18 protein-coding genes are annotated in these 20,570 nt (G+C 59.1%); all 18 read right to left on the bottom strand.

The genetic code is table 11. The features are described 5' to 3' along the window. Positions 1–305: 305 nt before the first annotated feature. A complete protein-coding gene (locus EV656_RS15360) occupies positions 306–1,310 on the bottom strand; it encodes an SDR family NAD(P)-dependent oxidoreductase (protein ID WP_132605604.1) in 1,005 nt (334 codons plus the stop codon). Between the two features lie 157 nt (positions 1,311–1,467). After that, positions 1,468–2,136 (bottom strand): sugar transferase, encoded by a 669-nt coding sequence (locus EV656_RS15355; RefSeq protein WP_132605602.1) that lies wholly within the window; start codon positions 2,134–2,136, stop codon positions 1,468–1,470. An 18-nt stretch (positions 2,137–2,154) separates the two neighbouring features. Further along, the gene (locus tag EV656_RS15350; protein WP_132605600.1) at positions 2,155–3,342 is read right to left on the bottom strand and encodes a UDP-N-acetylglucosamine 4,6-dehydratase; all 1,188 of its coding nucleotides are present in this window, start codon (positions 3,340–3,342) and stop codon (positions 2,155–2,157) included. Between the two features lie 64 nt (positions 3,343–3,406). After that, a complete protein-coding gene (locus EV656_RS15345) occupies positions 3,407–4,693 on the bottom strand; it encodes a nucleotide sugar dehydrogenase (protein ID WP_132605598.1) in 1,287 nt (428 codons plus the stop codon). Further along, positions 4,690–5,865: a LegC family aminotransferase gene (locus tag EV656_RS15340; RefSeq protein WP_132605596.1), complete on the bottom strand. Its 1,176-nt coding sequence runs from the start codon at positions 5,863–5,865 to the stop codon at positions 4,690–4,692. Before EV656_RS15340 ends, EV656_RS15345 begins: the two co-directional genes overlap by 4 nt. A 178-nt stretch (positions 5,866–6,043) precedes the next feature. After that, positions 6,044–6,814 (bottom strand): YdcF family protein, encoded by a 771-nt coding sequence (locus EV656_RS15335; protein WP_132605594.1) that lies wholly within the window; start codon positions 6,812–6,814, stop codon positions 6,044–6,046. 6 nt (positions 6,815–6,820) lie between these two features. Next, positions 6,821–7,984 carry a hypothetical protein gene (locus tag EV656_RS15330; protein ID WP_132605592.1) on the bottom strand — a complete coding sequence of 388 codons (1,164 nt, stop codon included), beginning with the start codon at positions 7,982–7,984 and terminating at the stop codon, positions 6,821–6,823. Further along, positions 7,984–9,066, bottom strand: a complete 1,083-nt coding sequence (locus tag EV656_RS15325; RefSeq protein WP_200276713.1) for an ATP-grasp domain-containing protein — start codon at positions 9,064–9,066, stop codon at positions 7,984–7,986. Before EV656_RS15325 ends, EV656_RS15330 begins: the two co-directional genes overlap by 1 nt. Positions 9,067–9,085: 19 nt before the next feature. Continuing rightward, complete coding sequence (locus EV656_RS15320; protein ID WP_132605590.1) at positions 9,086–10,285, bottom strand: carboxylate--amine ligase; 1,200 nt, start codon at positions 10,283–10,285, stop codon at positions 9,086–9,088. Further along, the gene (locus EV656_RS15315) at positions 10,278–11,285 is read right to left on the bottom strand and encodes a sugar-transfer associated ATP-grasp domain-containing protein (protein ID WP_132605588.1); all 1,008 of its coding nucleotides are present in this window, start codon (positions 11,283–11,285) and stop codon (positions 10,278–10,280) included. Before EV656_RS15315 ends, EV656_RS15320 begins: the two co-directional genes overlap by 8 nt. Beyond that, entirely contained in the window at positions 11,282–12,487 is a 1,206-nt protein-coding gene (locus EV656_RS15310) for a hypothetical protein (RefSeq protein ID WP_132605586.1), read from the bottom strand. The genes EV656_RS15315 and EV656_RS15310 overlap by 4 nt, the downstream gene beginning before the upstream one ends. Further along, entirely contained in the window at positions 12,421–13,617 is a 1,197-nt protein-coding gene (locus tag EV656_RS15305; protein WP_132605584.1) for a glycosyltransferase, read from the bottom strand. The genes EV656_RS15310 and EV656_RS15305 overlap by 67 nt, the downstream gene beginning before the upstream one ends. Before the next feature lie 7 nt (positions 13,618–13,624). Beyond that, on the bottom strand, positions 13,625–14,794 hold the full coding sequence (locus EV656_RS15300) for a glycosyltransferase family 4 protein (protein WP_132605582.1): 1,170 nt from the start codon (positions 14,792–14,794) through the stop codon (positions 13,625–13,627). Beyond that, positions 14,791–15,906, bottom strand: coding sequence for a glycosyltransferase (locus tag EV656_RS15295; RefSeq protein ID WP_132605580.1), 1,116 nt, complete (start codon positions 15,904–15,906; stop codon positions 14,791–14,793). The genes EV656_RS15300 and EV656_RS15295 overlap by 4 nt, the downstream gene beginning before the upstream one ends. Before the next feature lie 3 nt (positions 15,907–15,909). After that, positions 15,910–16,836, bottom strand: coding sequence for a hypothetical protein (locus EV656_RS15290; RefSeq protein WP_165919024.1), 927 nt, complete (start codon positions 16,834–16,836; stop codon positions 15,910–15,912). 170 nt (positions 16,837–17,006) lie between these two features. Further along, on the bottom strand, positions 17,007–17,882 hold the full coding sequence (locus EV656_RS15285; protein WP_165919023.1) for an ATP-grasp fold amidoligase family protein: 876 nt from the start codon (positions 17,880–17,882) through the stop codon (positions 17,007–17,009). 63 nt (positions 17,883–17,945) lie between these two features. Further along, the gene (locus tag EV656_RS15280) at positions 17,946–19,136 is read right to left on the bottom strand and encodes a glycosyltransferase (RefSeq protein ID WP_132605575.1); all 1,191 of its coding nucleotides are present in this window, start codon (positions 19,134–19,136) and stop codon (positions 17,946–17,948) included. Continuing rightward, on the bottom strand, positions 19,136–20,419 hold the full coding sequence (locus EV656_RS15275; protein ID WP_165919022.1) for a hypothetical protein: 1,284 nt from the start codon (positions 20,417–20,419) through the stop codon (positions 19,136–19,138). Before EV656_RS15275 ends, EV656_RS15280 begins: the two co-directional genes overlap by 1 nt. Positions 20,420–20,570 lie beyond the last annotated feature (151 nt).

Genomic DNA, 20,570 nt, shown 5'->3' with positions numbered 1-20,570 from the left:
TCATAGCCGCGGTATTCCAGTCGCGCCAGCGCCTGAACCAGGATCGGGGCTGCCTCGTGATCGCCCAGGACGCCAACGATTCCGCACATGATTCAGTCCTCCTCCCGTCCGGCCTTCTGACCCGAAGGTGGGCCATCAGCTTGCCGCACCCTTGCCAAGGTAGGTATCCAACGAGCTTCGATTATATGGGCCGCTTTGATAAGGTGGGCAGAGCAGAGGACGCCCTGCAATGTGCTCGTGCGAGCGGAAGGCAACCCGATTGTGACGTTGTCGCCGTGGCGGGCCGCCCCCTCGCTCGCGCTCACTCATGCCCCGTAGTAGGAGCGATACCAGCTCACGAAGCGGCTCACTCCCTCGCGAACGTCCGTTTCAGGGCGATAGCCGGTCAGCTTTTGCAAAAGCGCGGCATTGGCCCAGGTTGCGGGTACATCACCCATCTGCATGCCCATGTAATTCCTGAGGGCAGGCTTTCCCAACTCCTCCTCGATCGCCTCGATAAAATCGAGAAGCCGGACACGTTGCGAATTGCCGATGTTGACGATGCGAAACGGCGCAACCGGGCTGAGGCTGTCGCCCTCGACAGCTGTTTCCGCCCCACCGGGAACCGCGTCTATCAAGAGGTGAATGGCGCGCACCAGATCGCTCACATAGGTAAAGTCCCGCCACATCTCGCCATTATTGAAGATGTCGATGGGCGTGTCCTCCAGTATGCCTTTCGTGAACTTGAACAGCGCCATATCCGGGCGGCCCCAGGGGCCGTAGACCGTGAAAAAGCGGAACATCGTAATCGGGATGTCGTGGATATGCGCCCAGGAATGCGCCATGGCCTCATTGGCTTTCTTGGTCGCGGCGTAAATCGTGAGTTGCGTATCCGCCTTTTCCGTTTCGACGAAAGGCATCTGCTCATTGGCCCCGTAGACCGACGAGGTCGATGCCATGAGCAGATGTGATACCTCCGCGCGGCGCGCCGCCTCCATCACGTTGAAGGTGCCGACCACATTCGCGTCAATATAGGCGCGCGGGTTTTCGAGGCTGTAACGGACCCCGGCCTGGGCTGCGAGGTGCACGATGACATCCGGGGCCGCGGCCATCACGGCGGCGCTGAGCGCATCCTCGTCTTCCAGCATGGCCTCATGCGACAAGAAGGCAGGAGACTGGTGCAACAGGGCGTGCCGACGTTGCTTGAGCGCCACGTCGTAATAGGAGGTCATGCCGTCATAGCCGACAACCTCCCAACCCTCTTTCAACAGAAGGTCAGCAAGGTGAAACCCGATGAACCCGGCCGTACCGGTGATGAAGGCACGTCTCATTCCACCTCACCTCCATTGATGCGGCTCACAGCCGCAGCCACGCGGCCCACATTGCAATCACCGCGTCGCATATTGGTCTTCATGTTCTTATCCTCGGAGCTTTGGCAAGGGACTCTGTGCAGAAACGGCACGACATCCGCTCGAAGACGGCAGGCTTTCACCTCCAGAATGTGGCCAATTCCTTCGGAGCTGTTGGCAAACCTGGAAATGCAGCCCAGGCAGCCCCGCTCCTGGGGAACAGGATCACCCATACCGTCATGACAATAACTAGGAAATAAGACCGGATAGAGCGGTTATGGAGATACCACCGCTCGACTTCGCCCTTGTATGGCATGATCGTGCTTTCATAGAGCGCCTGCGGGTCATTGGCCCCCTCAAGCATCTTCTCCTCCCCCCGAAAAAGGATGGGGCCGACACCGGAGAGGCCGGGACGAATTCTCTTCAGGTCGTCCTGGATATTTTGAGGGTAGAGCGCAAAGATCCGTGGGGTCTGCGGACGCGGCCCAACGATGCTCATGTCCCCTTTCCAGACGTTCAGGAGCTGCGGCAACTCGTTGATCTTTGTCTTGCGTAGGACCCGTCCTACTGGCAGGACGCGTGGGTCGTTGTGCAGTGTCAGATCCCCCGTGCCCATGTTCGGGCTGTTTTTCAGCATGGTCGCGAATTTCAGAAGGTTGAAGATGCGCCCATCCTTCCCGACCCGCGGCTGGCGGTAGAACACCTCGCCCTCGCCGGTGAATCGCAGAACCGGGATCACGATCACCCAAAGCGGCACTACTAGAAGAATGAAGAGTGTGGACAACAGCAGATCTGCCACCCGTGTCATGTCAAGCTTGAGCATAGGTCACATCCGATCATCAAGGAACTTGCCGGTTTCCGCATGTGCGAAATCGGGCAGCATGCGATTGAACAGCGCGACGAGGTCAGAACGGCCCCATGTGCCGCGCGCCTTCATGTCCGCGATATGGCGCAGAAACTCATCGAGCCTGTCGCTTTCGAAAGCCAGGTCGTTGCGGATCACTCCGATGCTCTCGAAACGGTCGAGGTCAACCTCTTCATGCGCCATGAAGAATTCCTCGAAGGGCTTCTCGCCGGTGGTGTCGCTATCGAAGAAATAACAAGGCCAGCGGCCCCGCGAGATATGGCCCTCGACATCCGCGCGGGCCTCCTCTTCGCTGGCACAATGATAAGGCTCATAGCCCAGGGACTTGAGAAACCGATCGGCAATCTCGGCAAAGCTGATCAGGTCAAGCTTTTCGCTAAGCTTGGGAAAAAAGATGTCACGGTTTTCCCCAAGCAGGCAGGACAGCAGGCAAAGCTCCCCCGATTCCTGCGGCGTGACGAAATAGCGCCGCACATCGCGCGGAGCCGAGATCGGCTGGCGCTTCATGAAGCGCTGGTTGAACCCGTGCAGCAGCGATCCGTCCGAGAAGGCGACATTGGCAAAACGCGCGGTCGAGATCGGCTGCGTGTCGCTTTCACGCATCAGGAACATTTCCATGATCCGCTTGCTCGCGCCCATCATGTTCACCGGGTTAGCGGCTTTGTCGGTGGAGACGCAGAAATACTTGGTTGCCCCATGTGACCGGGCCATTGCCAAGGTCTCGATCGTGTTCAGGATGTTGACATCGACCATCCGCATCAGCGTGAAGGGGTCCTTCTCGCTGCGGACATGCTTGAGGGCCGACAAGTTCAGGACGTAATCATACCCCCCGGCCCAGTCCACCAGCGCCCGAAACTCGACCGATCCACAGTCGATGGCAAAGGTGCGGAAATCACCGTCGATATAGCCCAGCGTGCTGCGGATATCGCGCACCAGTTCGACCATGTTGTTTTCCGAGATATCGACGACATGGAGGGCGCGGGGATTGCGCTTGAAGATCTCGCGCGTCACCGCTTGGCCGATGGACCCTGCACCGCCAATGACAAGGAACCTGCTGGCGGACACATGTGCCGCGATGTCGGCCTCAACGCAGGTGAGATCGGATTGGAAAAGAGGCTCATCGCGTCCGATGAGGTCAAGGGCATTCATTAGGCCAGCTTTCATTTTGGGGAATTGGATGGCGACAAGAGCCGACGCGCGCGGAGCGACCTCGTCACAAGCGCGCGTCTACCGATGCGGCTGGGAGGCCATACTTGACGTCGAACAGATAGCCATCCGGTTTCATCCAGGCTCGCAGCTTTGCAGCGCCACCATCGACGAAACACTTGTGCGCCACGGCCAGGATGACGGCATCATAGCTTTTGGGCTCCGGATGCGGCACGAGGACGAGCCCGTATTCCTGCTTTGCCTCCGCCGCATCGACTTCGGGATCGTGAATGTCGACGCTCACCCCATATTCGGAAAGCGCATCGACGATATCGACGACGCGGGTGTTGCGCAGATCCGGTGTATTCTCCTTGAAGGCAAGGCCAAGGATAAGCACACGGCTCTGGGGAAGGCACATGCCGCGGCGGATCATCCCCTTGGCCACCCGGTCGGCCACATGGGCGCCCATGCCGTCGTTCAACCGACGCCCCGCCAGGATCATTTCGGGGTGGTGGCCCACCTCCTGCGCCTTGTGTGTCAGATAATAGGGGTCGACACCGATGCAGTGACCACCAACCAGCCCTGGGCGGAAGGGCAGGAAATTCCACTTGGTCCCCGCGGCCGTGAGAACAGCTTCCGTATCAAGCCCCAAGCGCTCGAAAACGATAGCAAGCTCATTGACGAGTGCGATGTTCACGTCGCGCTGCGTATTCTCGATCACCTTGGCGGCCTCGGCCACCGCAATGCTTTCGGCCTTGTGTGTGCCCGCCTTGATGATCCGGGCATAAAGCGCGTCAACGAAATCCGCCGCCTCAGGTGTGGAGCCGCTGGTCACCTTGACGATATCGGCGACGCGGTGCTCCCTGTCGCCGGGATTGATCCGTTCCGGGCTGTAGCCTCCGAAGAAATCTTCATTGTATTTCAGGCCAGAGACCCGCTCGATGACCGGAATACAGTCCTCTTCGGTCGCCCCCGGATAGACGGTCGATTCAAAAACCACCACCGATCCGGGCCGAATGATCCGCCCAACCGTTTCGCTCGCCGAGAGCAGAGGGCGTAGATCCGGGCGGCGATGTGCATCGATGGGAGTCGGCACGGTCACGATGAATGTATTGCACCCATCCAGCGCCGCGAGGTCATCGGTAAAGCGTAGTCCAGATGCCACCGCCTCGGCGAGTTCCGCATCCGTAAGCTCACGCGTCCGGTCGCGCCCGGCCTCGAGTTCCTTGATCCGCATGGGATCGATGTCGAAACCGACCACCGGATAGGCTTGGGCAAAGGCCGCCGCCAAGGGCAGCCCGACATAGCCCAGACCGATGATGGCAATGCGGGGATCTTCGGGAAGACAGGTCATTTGAGTCTCGGCGTTGAGGGGACATTGATCAGACGCTCGAACAACCACTTCGTGTTCGAGAGGTCGTCGGTTTGGCAATCGCGGTAGGGCGGCAGCGTGTTGAGAGGGTCCCAGAGGGGTCGTGTCATGACGCCCCGCGCGTTGGTCCACTCCAAGACGGCATCGCGCGTCCCGATCGAGTCCACCAGAAACGCGTTGAACCAGAAATTGGAGCTTGCCCCGACCGGTTCACGGACCGACGGCAGGTCGTGTTCCTCGAACCAGTCGGTATAGACGGCGGCAATCGCGCGTTTGCTTTCCAAAAAGGCCGGCAGACGATCGAGTTGCACGAGGCCAAGAGCCGCATTAAGCGCAGGCAGTCGGTAATTGTAGCCGATAGCATCGTGCTCATAGCGCCAAGGGTGGTTGCACTTTGCGACCGCCGCCAGGTGCCTGACCCGTGCCGCAATCGCGGCATCATCGGTTATCACCGCGCCGCCTTGACCCGTCGAGATGATCTTGTTGCCGTTGAAGCTCAGGATACCGCATTGCCCGACGCGCCCTGCATGCAGACCGTCCCGATAACTCCCGAGCGCCTCTGCCGCGTCCTCAACCAAGGCAAGGCCCCAGCGCGCGCAGATCTCGGACATCCGCGCCATGTCGCCGGGATGCCCGTTCGTGTGCATCGGCAAGCAGGCGCGGATGGGACGTCCGGTTTGCCGATTGATCACGCTGCCGTCCTTCTCGCGAAGGGCGTTTTCCTCCAGGAACCGCTCGACACTTTCGACCGACAAGCCCAACCCGTTGCGATCCACGTCGAGAAACACCGGCTCTGCCCCGCAATAGCGAATGGCATTGCCGGTCGCGACAAAGGTCAGGGCCTGGGTGATCACCTCATCACCCGGCTGCACTCCGCCCCCAAGAAGCGCGAGATGCAGCGCTGCCGTGCCGTTCACCGTCGCGACGACATGCCGGGCCCCGGTAATCTTTGCGAGTTTTTCCTCGAAGGCGCCAACCTGTGGGCCGACAGTCGAGATCATGCCGCTCCTCACCGCCTCGGACACGGCGTGCGCTTCCGCCTCTCCGAGTGTGGGGACATGCAGGGGGATGAACTCGTCCGTCTCATAAAGAGAACGGACGAATTCAACGAGCGCCGAAGCCAAGGCTTCGGGCGGCCGAGCATTATCAAGCATCGGGATATCTTCCTGTCTAACTTAAGGAGGAATGCCGCGAGACGCCTGTCGTGCAATGCACTGACAGCACGTCATGCGGTTTCGTGGAGGAACGAAGAGAATAGTGGCTCAGCGACGCGCGGGATCGGTCAGGTCAACAGGTCGGTCCCTGCCCGGACAGCGGCACCGTGCCAAGCGATCACACCTTGCCGAGGAGGCGATAGAACCAATAGCCGAGATATTCGTGAATAACTGCCGTGCTGGCACCGAGGGCACCAACACTCGGCATGTACCGGCGCGGGCCCTTGACGGGGTCCGGGCCAACCGAGAAGTCTGTTGCCACCGGCACGACATCGAAGCCCGCCCGACGGAACACCGCTTCGGCGCGCCGCATGTGTGTTGCCGATGTGACAAGCAGCAACTGCTCAAGACCTCGCTCCCGCAAGATCGGCTCCAGATAATCGGTGTGATCCCGCGTGGTGCGCGAGGCGGTATCGAGAACGATCGCGGATGGCGGTACCCCCAAATCGACCAGAAAAAGCGCGCCCGCCTCGGCCTCGGTCAGCTTGTCGGGGCGGTTCGGAGATCCGCCCCCAGTCAGAACGATAAGGTCCGCGCGCCCGGCATGGTAGAGCCGCGCCCCGTGCCAGTAACGATCAATCGATCCGCTGGCATTGGGGTAAGGCCAAGCCTCATTCGTGCTGAAGGCGCCCCCAAGAACGACAATCGCGTCCGCCTCTGGCGCCTGCCCTACGGGCAAGTTGGCATACCGCGCCTCCAACCCGCCGCGCAGACGTTCCGACGTCACAGGCATCGACCAGACCCAGAGCCAGATGAAAGCCACCGCTCCAAGTCCAGCCGCAAGCCGCCTCCGTCCCAGCGCACGGCACAGAACTGCGGCGCCCGCGAGCAGGAATGTGACGCCGAGAGGATAGGTGAAGAGGGAAAGAAACTTGATGAGCTCGTACACGAGGGTTCATGCCCACGACGCACCTTGGCCTTCGCGCGGGGTGCTCTTCAGGATATCCAGCATCTCCTCCGACGTCACGAACTCGACGTTCGGCCATTTGCGCAGTACCGCAGTAAGCATGGCCTTCAGCGCCTTCAGGTTCTGGTCGCGGTTGGCTTCATCAATGAACCCGCAGAAGTTGAGGCGGTGGCACGAGATGATTGCGGGTTTTCCCATCTGAAAGGCGGCCTGAATATCGTGCAGACACCTGTCGACGGCGCGCAAACGAGGCTCAGCACTCTGAGATGGTTCGAAATTAGCATTCCGCACGAGGTAGAATTGGCCGAAGTCGTTCCGGTCCCCAAGCCTGCGTCGGACCGGGTGGCTCGTGCCAGCCGACTGTTGTTCCTTCATCAAGCGCATACCTTGATAGGCTTCAACACCCGCGTGACGGACGGCTGCGTTGAAATCGCTGCTCCAGACATAGTTCGTCGGAATGAAAGTCCTGGAACGAAAGCCGAAAAGATTCTCGAATAGATCCAGACCCTCAAGGGTTGCATCCAACACGGCGGCCTTTTCAGCTTTCGACCTGAAGCGGGTGGTTTCGACGTATAAATTGGGACCGCGCTGCGGACCTTTCGGGATGCAGCCCGGCATTCTGTTGTCGAAAGCGAACTTCATGTCGGGATTTCCATCCCGCAGGGCCGACATGAACATCGCGACATTCAGATGCTCACGACCGTGGAACTGGGGCATCAGGACGCCGTGCCTCTGTCCTTCCTGCCAAAGCGACCAACAGCGATGGTGTTTCGGGTAACGCTGAAAGGTCTCGGTTATGGGTTCGTAATGGTAGTTTTGGAAATCCGACTTTTCGATCGCCGCGAAATCCGGGTTTCCGACGATGACATTCGCCGTGATGACGGGATGGCGTCCCTCGGCATCCCGGAAGGACGACAGAACACCGAACAGCAATTCAAGATCATCTTCGCTGAGCAACGAGTCATACCGCTCATACCATGTTCGATCGACGGGATACCCCGCTTTCAGGCACCGCTCGTAGACCTGTCGCGAGGGCATGCGGATGCTGCCCCAATCGTCGCTTTCGATCACGAGGATCTTCCGCCGTGTGCGCCAGCCGCCGAGGTTGCGGTAATAGGGCGCCGCGTATTTTTTAAGAGTCTGGAACGTCATCAGGAAGATGCAATCGAATACATGCTGCTCGCACTGACAGCCGCTCCGCGCAAATCGCCCCGGCGATGCTCAATCTGCTCGAGAAGAGCCTCCACCATCCATCCCTGGGGATTGAAGGCGCCCGGATGCCAAGTCAGGTCCGGTGTCCAGTATCCGGGGCACGCGTCGTAACCGTCCGGGAGGAACCCATAGCTGATTTCGACCAACAGAGGGGTCTTTTCAGCATCGAAAACGAAATCATACGCGGCGCAGCTTGCACCGAGCCGGTCCGTGACATCGAAAGCGATCCGAACGCAGCGTTCATCGAACTCCTCCCGCCCATAGGCGAAATCACCACTTCCCGATGCGCGGAAATCGCCCGCCCGGACAAAACGCTTGAGCGCGAAGGCCTTTCCCTCGATCACGATGATCCGCGTGTCCGAGGCATTATCCGGCATGAACTCCTGGAAATACGCATAGCCGCGCTCTCGTCCCAGCACGCGGGAGAAGGTCGGCGGATGGACGAGGCGGGCGACCCCCTTCGCAACCTCCGCCGGGCTTGCCTTGCCCAGCCGGACGCGCCGCCAGCGTTCTTTCAGACTGCCCCAGGCGTCGTAATTCGGAAAACCGCGGCCGAAGGCCTGCCGCACGAGCCGCCGCGCTTCCCCCCGGCTGCGCACGAGGCGCACATTGGCCGACCCCGCACCGCCCCGCAGCTTGAACACCTTGGGAAAGTCGGTCTTCTCGACCCAGTCGAGGGCACTCTGCCGGTCCAGAAAGACCCAGGTCGGCACCAATGGGGCGCCAATCGCCTCGAACAGGTATTTCTGCGCAACCTTGTCGTCGAAGTGCCATCCCGTTCGCCAGTCCGGAAAGACCGGCACGCCAGCATGTTCCAACGCCGAGAGCACGGCCTTGGCCGCGATGAGGTCGCGCGGGTTCCCTTGGCTGTGATGCCACATCAGGCCGTCACAATCGGCGAGTTGCTCAATGATGTCCGAGGCGTGACAGTCCACGCGCTTGAAAGGAATGCCGAGCTCTTGGCAATAGGCTCTCCAGCGCGGATGGAAACCATTGGGGCTGTCGTGGATCGCGATTTTCATGGTGATATCGGGCGCGCTATCAGCGCACCATTCCTTCCGTCATCGGACGCGTAGAGCCTCGGGCCCGCGCGAATTTCATGAAATAGTCGAGCCCCTCTGCCATGAGTGGCAAAGGGTCGGTGAGCGAGAAATCGTCATGCCTGCAACCGGGCCGGGGCACGAGGATTTTCGCCGCCTCCCGAAATTTCCCGTCCATCGCATGTTCCACCAGCGCGATCCCGTCGCCGACCAGCCAGCGGACATGAACGCCCGGGCGCGCATCTTCGGCCTGGATCTCATCAAGACCTGCCGAGACCTGATACCAGATCCAAGGCAAATCCATACCAGCCGCGAACGGGACACCGACCGCCCCGCTGAGCCGACCATTGATGTCTATCAACCGCGCCGTTCCGGTTTCATCGCAGATCCAGTCGGTGTTGAACATACCATGCCAGTTCAGCGCTTCCATCGCCCGAATGGCATCGCGTGTGATCTGGGGAAAATCGACTGTCCGCCGGAAGGTCGAAGTGCCGAACTTGCCCGCACCCTTGCACCGCAGGATCTCGAAGACACTCGTGGCAAGGCTTTGGCCGTGGCGAAAGACGCCGTCGAGCTTGAACTTTCGGCCGCGCAGATGCTGTTGGACAATCGGCCAGCGACCTTCGGGGAGACCGAATTCCTCGATCAGGGCGAAAAAGCGCGGTTCCAGCTCATCAGCAGTCTCAACGATCTCGACACCGCGCGCGCCATTTCCCATCCGCACCTTGAGCACTACGGGGAACTCCAACATGCCCGCTAGACGCTGCACCTCTGTCCGGCTTTCGACCCGGTATGTCACGGGCACAGGGCACCCTGCGGCACCAACGCGCTCGATGTAGTCGAGTTTGTCTTCGGCTATCGCCCAGTTCTGGAGATCGGGAACAGCCACCCAGACGTCGGCAGGCAGCTGCTCTCTATGGCGGATGACAAGCTCGACATCTTCAAAACAAGGCAAAAGGATCTTTGCCCCTGTTTTGACGAGCGCGTCCCCAAGGACTCTCACATAGGCTTCCGGTTCAGCAAAGAAGTCAGGCAAACGGGTGAAACTTGCCGTGTGGCGCGACACGCGGCACATGGCAAAGGGAGAGCTGTCGCCGACATGGACTTCGACACCCCGTGCCGCGAGCGACCGCACCACGGTATAGGCAGATCGGCACCATCCATAGGTGACAAAGGCCGCAGGATAGGCGTTCTCAGCCATTCAAAGCGCACTCCCCCAGCATATGCTTGAGCCCCTGCCCGACTGGCAATTGCCAGACCAGCTTGCACCAATCGTGATTGCCCTCGATGAGCCCCGGCCCATCCGGCGTGATCACGATATCCCAGCCGATTGATCGGTTCTGCGGGTGAAGGACAGCTGCTTCACGCACGAGAGCCAGGCTTTCGGGCCAATAAGGGATTTGAAAGCCCTCGATCGGAACTCCGGTGACAGGATGCACGGTTTCGGGCGTCTTGGTGATGTCGGAATAGACGCCCGGGCCGCACACCCTGCCGGTGACCTCGTCGACCGGTGCGGCCATGTTGCCGGCCGCCATGTTATCAACCGAGGAATTAACCGAAATTCGAAGCCGGCATCCCAGGATCTGGCAACGGTCGCTGGAATCGAGGCACGTGAATATTCTCACGGTATTCACGGCGGAGGGCGAGAGCGCCTGAAAATCGGGATGTTGACGGATGCTTTCCTCGACCAGGTCTAAGCCCCGTGCGCGCATCCAGTCCGGCAGGTTTTCAGCGTTCAATTGCGCACTGGCCGCGAAAACAAGCCCGCCGCCGCAATTCCCTTGTGCCGGCTTAAACACTAACTCGGAATACCGTTCAAGCATTCGTAAAGCAAGGGTCCGATCCTCTTCCATTTCCTGAAGCGTAACAACCTCGTGACGAAAGAACTTTCGATAGGCGTCGTGGAACTTCCTCTTGTCATCGAGAATAGCTCGTTCTCCCGGTGGGTTCGCGTGGCGCTGGAATTCGTACATGGTCCCGGTCCCCGCCCAGCGGCCCTTTTCTATTTTGTCGGCGCCGAAAAAGCCGAACTGATACACCTCGAGTGGCGAGACATTGTAACGAAGCGAATTCACAACCATTGCCACGACCTGGCGCGAGGGCGATATGCCATTCCTTGCCTCGACATGCCGCATGAAACGGCGCAACAAGTCCCAATTCATGCGACGAAGATAGTAGGCCAGATAGAGCAGACGTTTCATGGTGCCTCGTGACCTTTCCCAAGCATTGTTTGCGCCAGGTCATCTGCGCCGATGAAACGCACGTCGGGCCAGGTCGCAACGATCCGGTGTAGGAGCTCGTCAAGTGCGCGAAGGCCCTTGCGCCGGTTTTCCGCGTCGATATGGCCCGCAAAATTCACCCGATGCGACGAAACCACGGCGGGCTTGCGCCAGCGAAAGGCCTGCTCGATCTGGCGCAGGGCATGTCCGATGGGGTCGGAATAGCTGCCCTGCCCCGGCTCGAAGCTGACGGTCCGCACGATGCAACCCGGTCGCCTCTTTTGCGGGGCTGTCGGAAAGCTGAGACGCGGCAGGCGCGGGAATCGACCGCGCGCGGGTCTCTGCATGAAAGGCCGGTCCAGGGTCAGGACCCCCATCGGCCGCAGGTCGTTGACCAAGGCGCGCGGCAGCTTTTGTGCCGGTGGCGTGAACGTTTTCGACGTAAAGCCGAAAACCGATTCAAAAAGCTTCACTCCGTCGCGCAATATCTCTCTCTGCCGGTCCAACTGGTTCGGGTTGTCTCCCCCGAAAGCATGCGTGAAGCCCACGCCAGGCATCTCTTCTACCCCGCTCAGCCCGGCCATGCTTTCAAGGGCCAGGTTGGCCTCCAGATCGGCATGCCCCTGGGCCAGCTTGGTCTCGATCAGCGCCACGTTGACATGTTCGCGCCCATGAAACTGTGGCCGGAATATCCCCGCCCTTTCGCCGTCTCGCCAGAGCTCCCACGCGCCCTCATAGGCCGCAGGCGCCTGGGCGGCACAACGTGCAAAGGTCGTCGGCAGAGGCTCATAGGAATATACCCGCTCAGCCCGGATTCGTTCGAAATCCGGATTGGCGGAGAGAGCATAGGCCGTCATCACGGCGGGTTCACCCGCGCAATCGCGCACCCCCTCCAGGACTTCGAAAAGCGCCTCTAGATCCTCGCGTGTCTCGAGGGCGTCGAAACAATCCATATACCCGCCAAACCCGGTGATCCGTGCCTCCAGTTCCGCGCGCGCCCTGGCGCTGGCAAGCCGCACATTTCCGTAATCATCCACATTGATGACCAGGAGTTTTTCGTCACTGGACCAGCCCCGCGCATGACGCAGGTTGTCAACGATCAGCCGTGCAATTGACATCAAGACCCCTTGAGAAGGCGGGTATAGGTGGCGATAACAGCGTCCGCGGCGCGCGTTCCACCCCATCGCGCCTCTGCGTCGGCGATGGCTGTCTGGCGCAGGCTGGCAATCTCGGCGGGATGCTTCGCGGACCAGAGAATGGCCTCGGCAAATGCCGTATCGGTCGGTGGAACCAAAAGCCCGGTCTTCGGCCGGACGACCTCGTTGACCGGGGGAATATCGGGAGCAATCGGCACGACACCGAGGAACATGGCCTCGGCAAATGCCATGCCGAAACCTTCACGTCGTGTTGGCAGCGCAAAGAGATCGAAAGACTTGTATAGCTCGACAAGCTCTCGATCAGACAGCCAGTCCTCCACGAGGAAAAACCGCTCTCTTAGCCCGCATTCTGCGATCATCTCTTCAAGCTGTGCCTTCGCCGGCCCACGGCCGCGAACAAGGAAACGGACCTGCGGCGCGTCCTCCACCACCTGCGCTGCGGCTCGAACAAGCGTATCAACGCCCTTATGCGCCTCCAGCCGGGTCACCGAGCCGACCAGAAAGTTGTCCTCCCTGATGCCGAGTTTCGCAAACAGCGCCACGTCATCCCGCGCGGGGCGCGGGATGACGGCACCGTTCCGGATCGTTTTGCTCAAGTCATGTCCGACATTGATGACCTTCGTCGCATCAAACCCAAGGCGTTGAGCCGCCTCCGAAACGGCATCGCTGACAACGAACGTGCAATCGCTGCGATTGGCGAACCATCGCTCCAGCGCGGCAGCTTGCCGCCGTCTGCGCGGCGATAACTGCTCTTCCCGTGCGTAAAGATCGTCCTGGTGGTGCACGACGCAAGGAACGCCAGCCAACCAGGCCGCGAGCCGCCCCACGATCCCCATAACGGAGGCGCGCGTGTGAACGACCGAGGGCCGCAGGCGGCGCAGAATACGCCAGAACCGATAGGTATTCGCGACGATGTTCCAGGGACGGATATTATTTTCAAGCGGCAGCGTGAGGGGCGTGCCCCCCATCGCGGCGAGTTCAGTCTTGTCAGCGGGGCGCCCGTAAATGGGACGGGACGAGGCCACGAAGTAAAGCTCGGCGCCCTCTTCGTTCAGTCGATCCGCCATTACGCGACCGAACGCTGTCAGCATGTTGGCACTGGTCGCCGCATGGACGATCCGCACACCCTGCATTGTCTTTTCTGGATGAAGAATCATGGGAGGGTCAGCATCCGATCGCGGGCATCAAGCCGTGATCCGCGAGAAAAACATCATAGAAGTCTCGTCGCTTGCGCGCGAGCACGTCCATATCGAATTCATGAGCCTTTTCGTAATTCCGAGAAGCGGCCTGGGCGAGGGGAAGCGTCTCGACCGTCCTCAGGCGCGCAGCGATCTGTCTCCAGTCTCCTCTGGGGACGATCCACGGATCAACAAGAAGTTCGGGGATTCCACCCGTTCTCGCCCCGATGACGACGCATCCCCGCGCCATCGCCTCGATTACCGCCCGTGGCAGGCCTTCCTGGCGGCTTGGCTGGAGATAGATATCAATACCGTCCAATGCCTGGGGTATATTTTCACGCGGGCATGGCCCTGCGAATTGTATCTGATCGACGACGCCGAGGGCGGTCGCCAGATTCTGCAGGCGGCTTGGCTCCCCCGGTCCGATGAGCTTGTAAACAAAGCGATGCCGCGCCTCCCCGAGAGCCGCAAGAGCACGGATCACGAGGTCGTGCCCCTTGTATGGCACATCCAGGTTGGCGACCGTCCCAAGTGTGATGGGCTTATCACCCTCCCGAATTCCATTCAGCCGCCGGAGACGTCTTTCGAACAAGCGGCGATCCGCCATGACGGTCTCAACGTCGGAGCATGCGATCTGTTCACCCGAGCTCGGGTAGCGCTTTTGCAGAAAGGTTTCCGTGACATAAAGGGCATGGGTGGTCCGACGCATCAGGCGTCTATTCTTGGCGCGAAAATACGGTGCTACCAGTTTTCCCTTCAGGCTGTGGTTCCATAGAGCGTCCCATGGACAGCCAACGAATTCCACCAGCACTGGTTTGTTCATCTTCCCGGCGCTTTTCAATGCCCAGGACCCGATAAGGCTAGGGAGCCGCGCAACCACCAGATCATGATCCGCCACCAAAGAGGCAACACGACCCTCGGACTTGCGCATCTTGGCAAGATTTCTGCCATGCTTCATATCGGGCAGACAGATAAGCGTCGCATCGGAAAACCACGCAACAGGCTCGCGCGCATCACCCCGGACGGCGAAGGTCACATGATCCGCCATGTATCGATAACGCTCAACAAGTCCCCGTGTGTAGTTGTACGAAACCGGCCTGTTGTCCTGATCCAGGGTGACTTTGTCGTCATGGGCAAAAAGGAGTTTTCGTGTCACGATATCAAAATATCCAGCAGGGCGTTAAAATTTCGGTCGGGGGCATATCGGTCGCGTGCCCAGTGGCGCACAGCGGCGGTGTCCGCCCCCTTATCGCCGGGGGTGTCGCGAACAATCGCCGCAGCCCGAACTGAATCTTGCGATGGAAACAAGCGGCCATGCAAACAGTCTGGAACAGCATGGCGAATGGGCTCGATATTCGATGCAACGATCGGAACTTCGCACAGCATCGCCTCGATCAAGGCGTTTGGCTGTCCCTCGGTCACGGATGGGAAAACGAACACGTCCATCGCTTGGTAGATGCATTCAGTATCCGTGCGGACGCCAAGCCCGAGGTAAGCATCCGCAAGACCGGCTTTTCGAACCCGCTGACGGAAGGCGTCCTTGTCCGTGCCAGTTCCCGCAAGCAGCAGGTAGATCGTCCCAAGCTGCGCCTTGAGTAAGCGCGCGGTCGCAAACAGCGTTTCATGATCCTTGGCGGGATCGACCCGCCCCACGTGACCGATCACGATGGCGTCCGGGGGAATACCCAGTTCTGCCCGCAAACGGGTACGCTCTTCCGGGCGCGGCTTGAACCGGTCGGCATCCACACCGTTTGGGATCACTTGAAACCGGTGATCGTTTTCCCAGCAAGGTCCGTGGAAATGATCGAGGGCCGTCCGGCTGTTCGACAGGATATGGGTGCTAGAGTCTTCGAGCCATCTCAGCGCCTGCGCCGCGTATAGGCGCCTGAAAAGGGTCGGCTTGTAGGCGGGGGTGGATCGCCGGTGCCACGCGATGCGTTTTGGGACACCCTGCCCCTGCGCAAGCCGCATGGCAAGCCCCGAGAAGACGCCGTTCAGGCTCATGACAGCGTCGAAAGAATGCGCGCGTAGAAAACGGCGGAAACCGAGCGCCTGGCGCGGCGACAAGAACCCCGTTGTTGCGTGATGCGTTTGCGCCCCCGCTTCCCGAAAAGAAGGTTCCAGGCGCGCATTGCGCAGGTTTCCCGTGGTCACATGCCATTCGAACGTTTCAGTTCCGGCATGACGTATCAGCCGGAGGGCATAATTCTCCGCCCCGCCCGCATCATAGCTGGGCAGGATCACGAGGACGCGAGATTTCCGCATCATGGTTCAGTCCGGCCGCAGGATTGCACGTTTCACACGGCCAAGGCGCGGCCGAATCCGGCTTTTCCAGGCGGTCTCGGCCACAAAGCCTGAGGTTGCAGTTCTTGCCATGAAATCCGCCAGCGCTTGCATCTGGACCTCGCTGAACCCGAGTTCGTCGGGTCGTGGTGGCAGGTCGGCCGGAGCCTCGGGGATGGGCAGGCGCTCGTCGGCGGGCAGAAGGTGGTTCCACTCCTCCCATTCCGCGGCATGCTCGGCGACCACCTGTGTGGCGACCGCCCGTGCGTAGTGCGAAAGCGCCTGTCCCTGAACCTTCTCTCCGGGATCGACGGCGCTCATCGCCTCGTAAAGGGGCTCTACCAGTTCGGGGCGGACAGCTGCCATCTGCCGAACCAGCGCCAGTTCCGAAAGGGTCAGGGATGGGTTTACCCTGGCAGGCACGGCCACATCGGGAACCGGCACGCCCAGCCAGTCGACGAAGAACCGCCGCTCCAACGCGCCCTTCTCTCGGCTGTACCCCCGGACGGTAAGGTCAATGCCAAGCGCTTCGGCCTGGCGGCGAAACCCGGCGAGTTCATGGGGCAGGCGATACCCGGACGCACACCATTCTGCGATCTCGCCAGCCGTTCCCCGTTTGGCGCGATGCTTGTAAAGTGACAGTAATTGTTCGACGGGCGCGCGCAGGATGAGGAGGAAATGCAAACGTCCAAAACCAGCTTTTTGGGCCGCCAGCAACAGCCTTTCCAACCCACCATCCGAATGCAACTCGGGCAAAAGAAGTTCACTGGTTGCCAGCACTCTACCAACGGAACGCTCTGTCGCCTGTCTTCCCCAGTCATGAAGAAGCGTGGACAGTTTTTGCGAAGCGGGTTCGGCTTTCAAAGCAAGGCAAAGCCTGAAGGCGTTTCCGGCGCTGACGAGACCGCGTTGCATTCGCCTTTCGTGGCGCGCCAATCCCAGTGGCATCCATAATCCGGAGCGACAAATATCCTCCCTACTTCTCACCAACATAGTATGAAGAAAAGACGATCCGGTCTTTTCAGTTCCGATATGAATATATAGGTCTGGCCGTTCGGTCATTCCCTGATCCATACTCGAAGTCATCAGGCGTTTATTTCCGACACGTCAAGGCAAGCGCCGAGATCCGAATCCCATTTTTCGGGCATAAATTTCTCCATACCATTGCCTGGGTAAAATGTCAGCTCTCCAATAAACGGACGCTCCTCGTGCACGAGAAAATCAACCCTCACAAAGGGCGCGATACCTGCTATGGTCTCGCTTACATGAAGCATCTCATCAAGACAAACCGGGGCGACAATCTGCTTCTCAGAAAAAGGATATCCTATCGTAAAAGGTTGTTTTCTCCATTTCACATCGAAAAAAGCCCTTTTGTGAAATGTGAAACGATCGTGATCGACCTGAACGTATTTTGGGCGGCCATTAAAGCAAAACACTTTGTAATCATCAGGCACATTGCCGCTTTCGTCCAGAAGCAATTGCTCGCAGACTATCCGCGGACGAACTCCGTTATACGCCCACTCCTTCGAATACATATAATAACTCTTCCCAAGCCACTTTTTGAAAAATTCCCTGATTTCCCTTAGATCAACCTGATCCTTATTCTTGATGAAGAAATTCCAACCCGAACCGTGAGTGGCCTTCAGAACGCATCGTCGCGGAAGTGTCTCCAGGTTGATTTCGTCAACACCTGAAAATATGGCTGCCGATGGGATCGTGTACTTCTCTCCCACTTCATTCCTGATAAAATTTTTTACCTCAATCTTGTCAACAAGATTGGTAAGATCAGGATCCCTGTTATAAAGCTTCAAATATTGAATTTTTTCACTGAATGTGGTAGGATGCGCGAGATCAAGGCGTCGCCCTGTGCGCCGATAAAAATCTTTTTTCACATAAACCGATGGCGAAAGAAGCCGCGCTTCAAGGGCGTGACCAATCCTTTTCGAGACAGAGGAAATCATTCTAAACTCCATAACCCTGCGGCCAGCAGGTCAATCTGCTGCCGGTGCCAAGCAAAACTCAGATCAGCGGGAACTAGCGGGATTGGTATCGATCAACTCATCTATCAGGCTACGCCATTCAAACGCCACCTTCTCTTCGGTGAAACGCTCGACTGACCTGAGCGCACCCTGCGCCATATTGGTGAGTCGATCCTGGGAACGACACAGGTCGACAACTGCGCGCGCCATCCCCTCGACATCGCCCTTGCGCGTCAACAGGCCGTTTTCCTCAGGCCGGATCAGCCAGCGGACCATGGGATAGCTTTCGACCACCACCGGAATCGCGCCCTGGCTTTGCGCCTCGATCAGGGTGTTCGGAAAACCCTCGAAGTCGGAGGTCATGATGAACACTTCCGACCGCGCGAAGAAAGGCATTGAGGATTGTCGCCCGTGTAGCTCTATGCGAGGGAGCCTGTCCCTGGAAATCTCTTGCCGGATGTCATCCAGGAACGGGCCATCGCCCACAATGTCGAGCGTCCAGTCGGGCAGCTGAGGGGCGATCTTTCGCCAGATCGGAAGGATGAGATCAGCCCGCTTCTGGTGGACAGAAACCCGAGCCAGCCAGAGCAGCCGCTTTTTCTTGTGAGGAACCCGATCTGCCACGTTCGGGATAGAGTTGGGAATGAGCGCGATGGTCTGCGGATCGTAATCCGGGACGAAGTACGCGAGCTCTTCCAGGTTCGGTTCAGCGAACATGACGAAGCGGTCATAGGTCGCAAGGATCTGCCTGAGGTCTTTCGCATGCCTCTGGCGGTGAAATGCCAGTAACGCGGCCCGGCCAATGGCCGACTTGCCAAGGGCCTTTATCGGACGAGGCAGCATATTCTCGGCGTAAGCATCGAGGTTGTTTCGTACGGAGTAGAGCGTATTGCGCAGGCACCCGATCCGCGGAACGGTCGAGGCTCGCCTCAACGTCTCCGTGATGGCATGTTCATAGGGCATCTGATTGATCACGGCGTGCGGCTTGAACCTGCTGATGGCATCGACCAGCGCCGCGTGATTGGACTTGTTGGCGACATTTCCGCTTTCAGGGGCAGAAAATAACGCCACGTTTTCAGTAGCCCGATGGCCGTGGGCCTCGAACGAAAACACGCCCACCTCAAACCCCTGAGAATTGAGCATACGAGCCATCTTCACAGTGCTCATTTGAACCCCCCCCGTCGACGGATCGAGTGGAGGGGTCAGGACGATCAGGATGCGGGTGCGTTCGGGCATCAGAGAATTCCATAAATCAAGGCGCGAAGCGCTTCCTTGATTGTCAGATTAACCGAGGGGTCGAGCCAGACCGTGAAGGGGGCGCCGAGTAGGAAGAAACTCGGAAAGTCTAGGAAAAGTGAAAGATTGTAAGCGAAGTAGGGCACGAACAAGACGGCACTGCTTACCATGCCCAGCTGATATAGGGACTTCCCCCTCGGCACCTTGAAGCGATCAGCAACCCGAAGCCGAATCATGATGAAGGCGGCTCCAAGGAAAACCGCGCCGATCGTCCATGCGCGGTTGTGGATGGCGTACATGAACCACAAGCTGTTCGACAAGGTGAGCGTAAGAAGGCCGATGGAAGCAATCCAGCGTTCGTACGCGTTCATCGTGAGTGTAAGGACACCGCAGACGAGAAGCGTGTAGATGAAAACATTCAGAGCCCATCTTTGGACATTGAGCTTCGCGAGCACGAACCAAATTCGGTTTCCAGAAGTCTGTGCCAGCACCTGCTCCGCACTTGCAGTCTCTTCGCGATAATAAGAATTCACAGAACTAACTCCCCGTTCCGTCGTGGACGCAACCTCGACGAAGGAGCCTGGACTTATCAGCGTCGTCGTACTCGAAAGGATGAAGAGCACAGCGTAGAGAGACACACGACTCCCGAAGATGAGCACGGCGTAGGCCGGCAGGGCCATCACGAAGTAACCGACGTGAATGAAGGGCGGCATTGCCATGAGAACGAGATACCGAAGACGGCGCGTCCTGTAATACTGAAGCGAGCCGTAGACGAGGACCCAGAGCCCAGTCCAGGTTCTCACGGTGTTCACGCCCTCGATGTTCTTCAACAAGAAGAAGTTCGCGATCAGGAACAGTGTGATCAACGGCAACCGGGCCTTTCCCCAGTCGCGAAAGATGATCAGCATAGACCCGGAGAAGAAGTACCCGTAGACGGCTCCGACGACAAAAAAGAACAGGGCTGGTACGCCAAGGACACCTCCGACGAAGTAGGATATCACATGGATGTAGACGTCCTTGTTCGGTGATGTCCCCACTTGAAAGGTCAGGATCTCCCAAAGTTCGCGCAGAAAATCGTCGAAAGCCAGATCGCCGTAATGGATGTACACTTTCAGGAGATGACGCACGCCGTCGGCACCTGCCCCAGTTGGGTCGTAGGCGATCCCGATCGTCGCGCCGTAAACGGCGAAGAAGGCTGTCAGCAAGAGGTGCCGGTACCGGTGGCTCCTTGTTCGCCACGCCTCGACCAACAGCAGCGGCGGCGCGAGCAGCATCCCGGCCATTATCTTAACCGCACGCGCCGGAACGTCGGCCGGGCGGCGAATTCGTTTATGGACCTGCCCTGGGGCAAGAGATGCTTGGTTAGCCAGCATGCTGCGAGCTAGCTGAAGCCCATGACAGCACTATGCCTTTTCCCACCACTGCGAGGGACAG

Source organism: Rhodovulum adriaticum (genome assembly GCF_004345735.1).
Classification (GTDB): Bacteria; Pseudomonadota; Alphaproteobacteria; order Rhodobacterales; family Rhodobacteraceae; genus Rhodovulum; species Rhodovulum adriaticum.
This window is presented reverse-complemented; position numbering and strand designations above follow the sequence as displayed.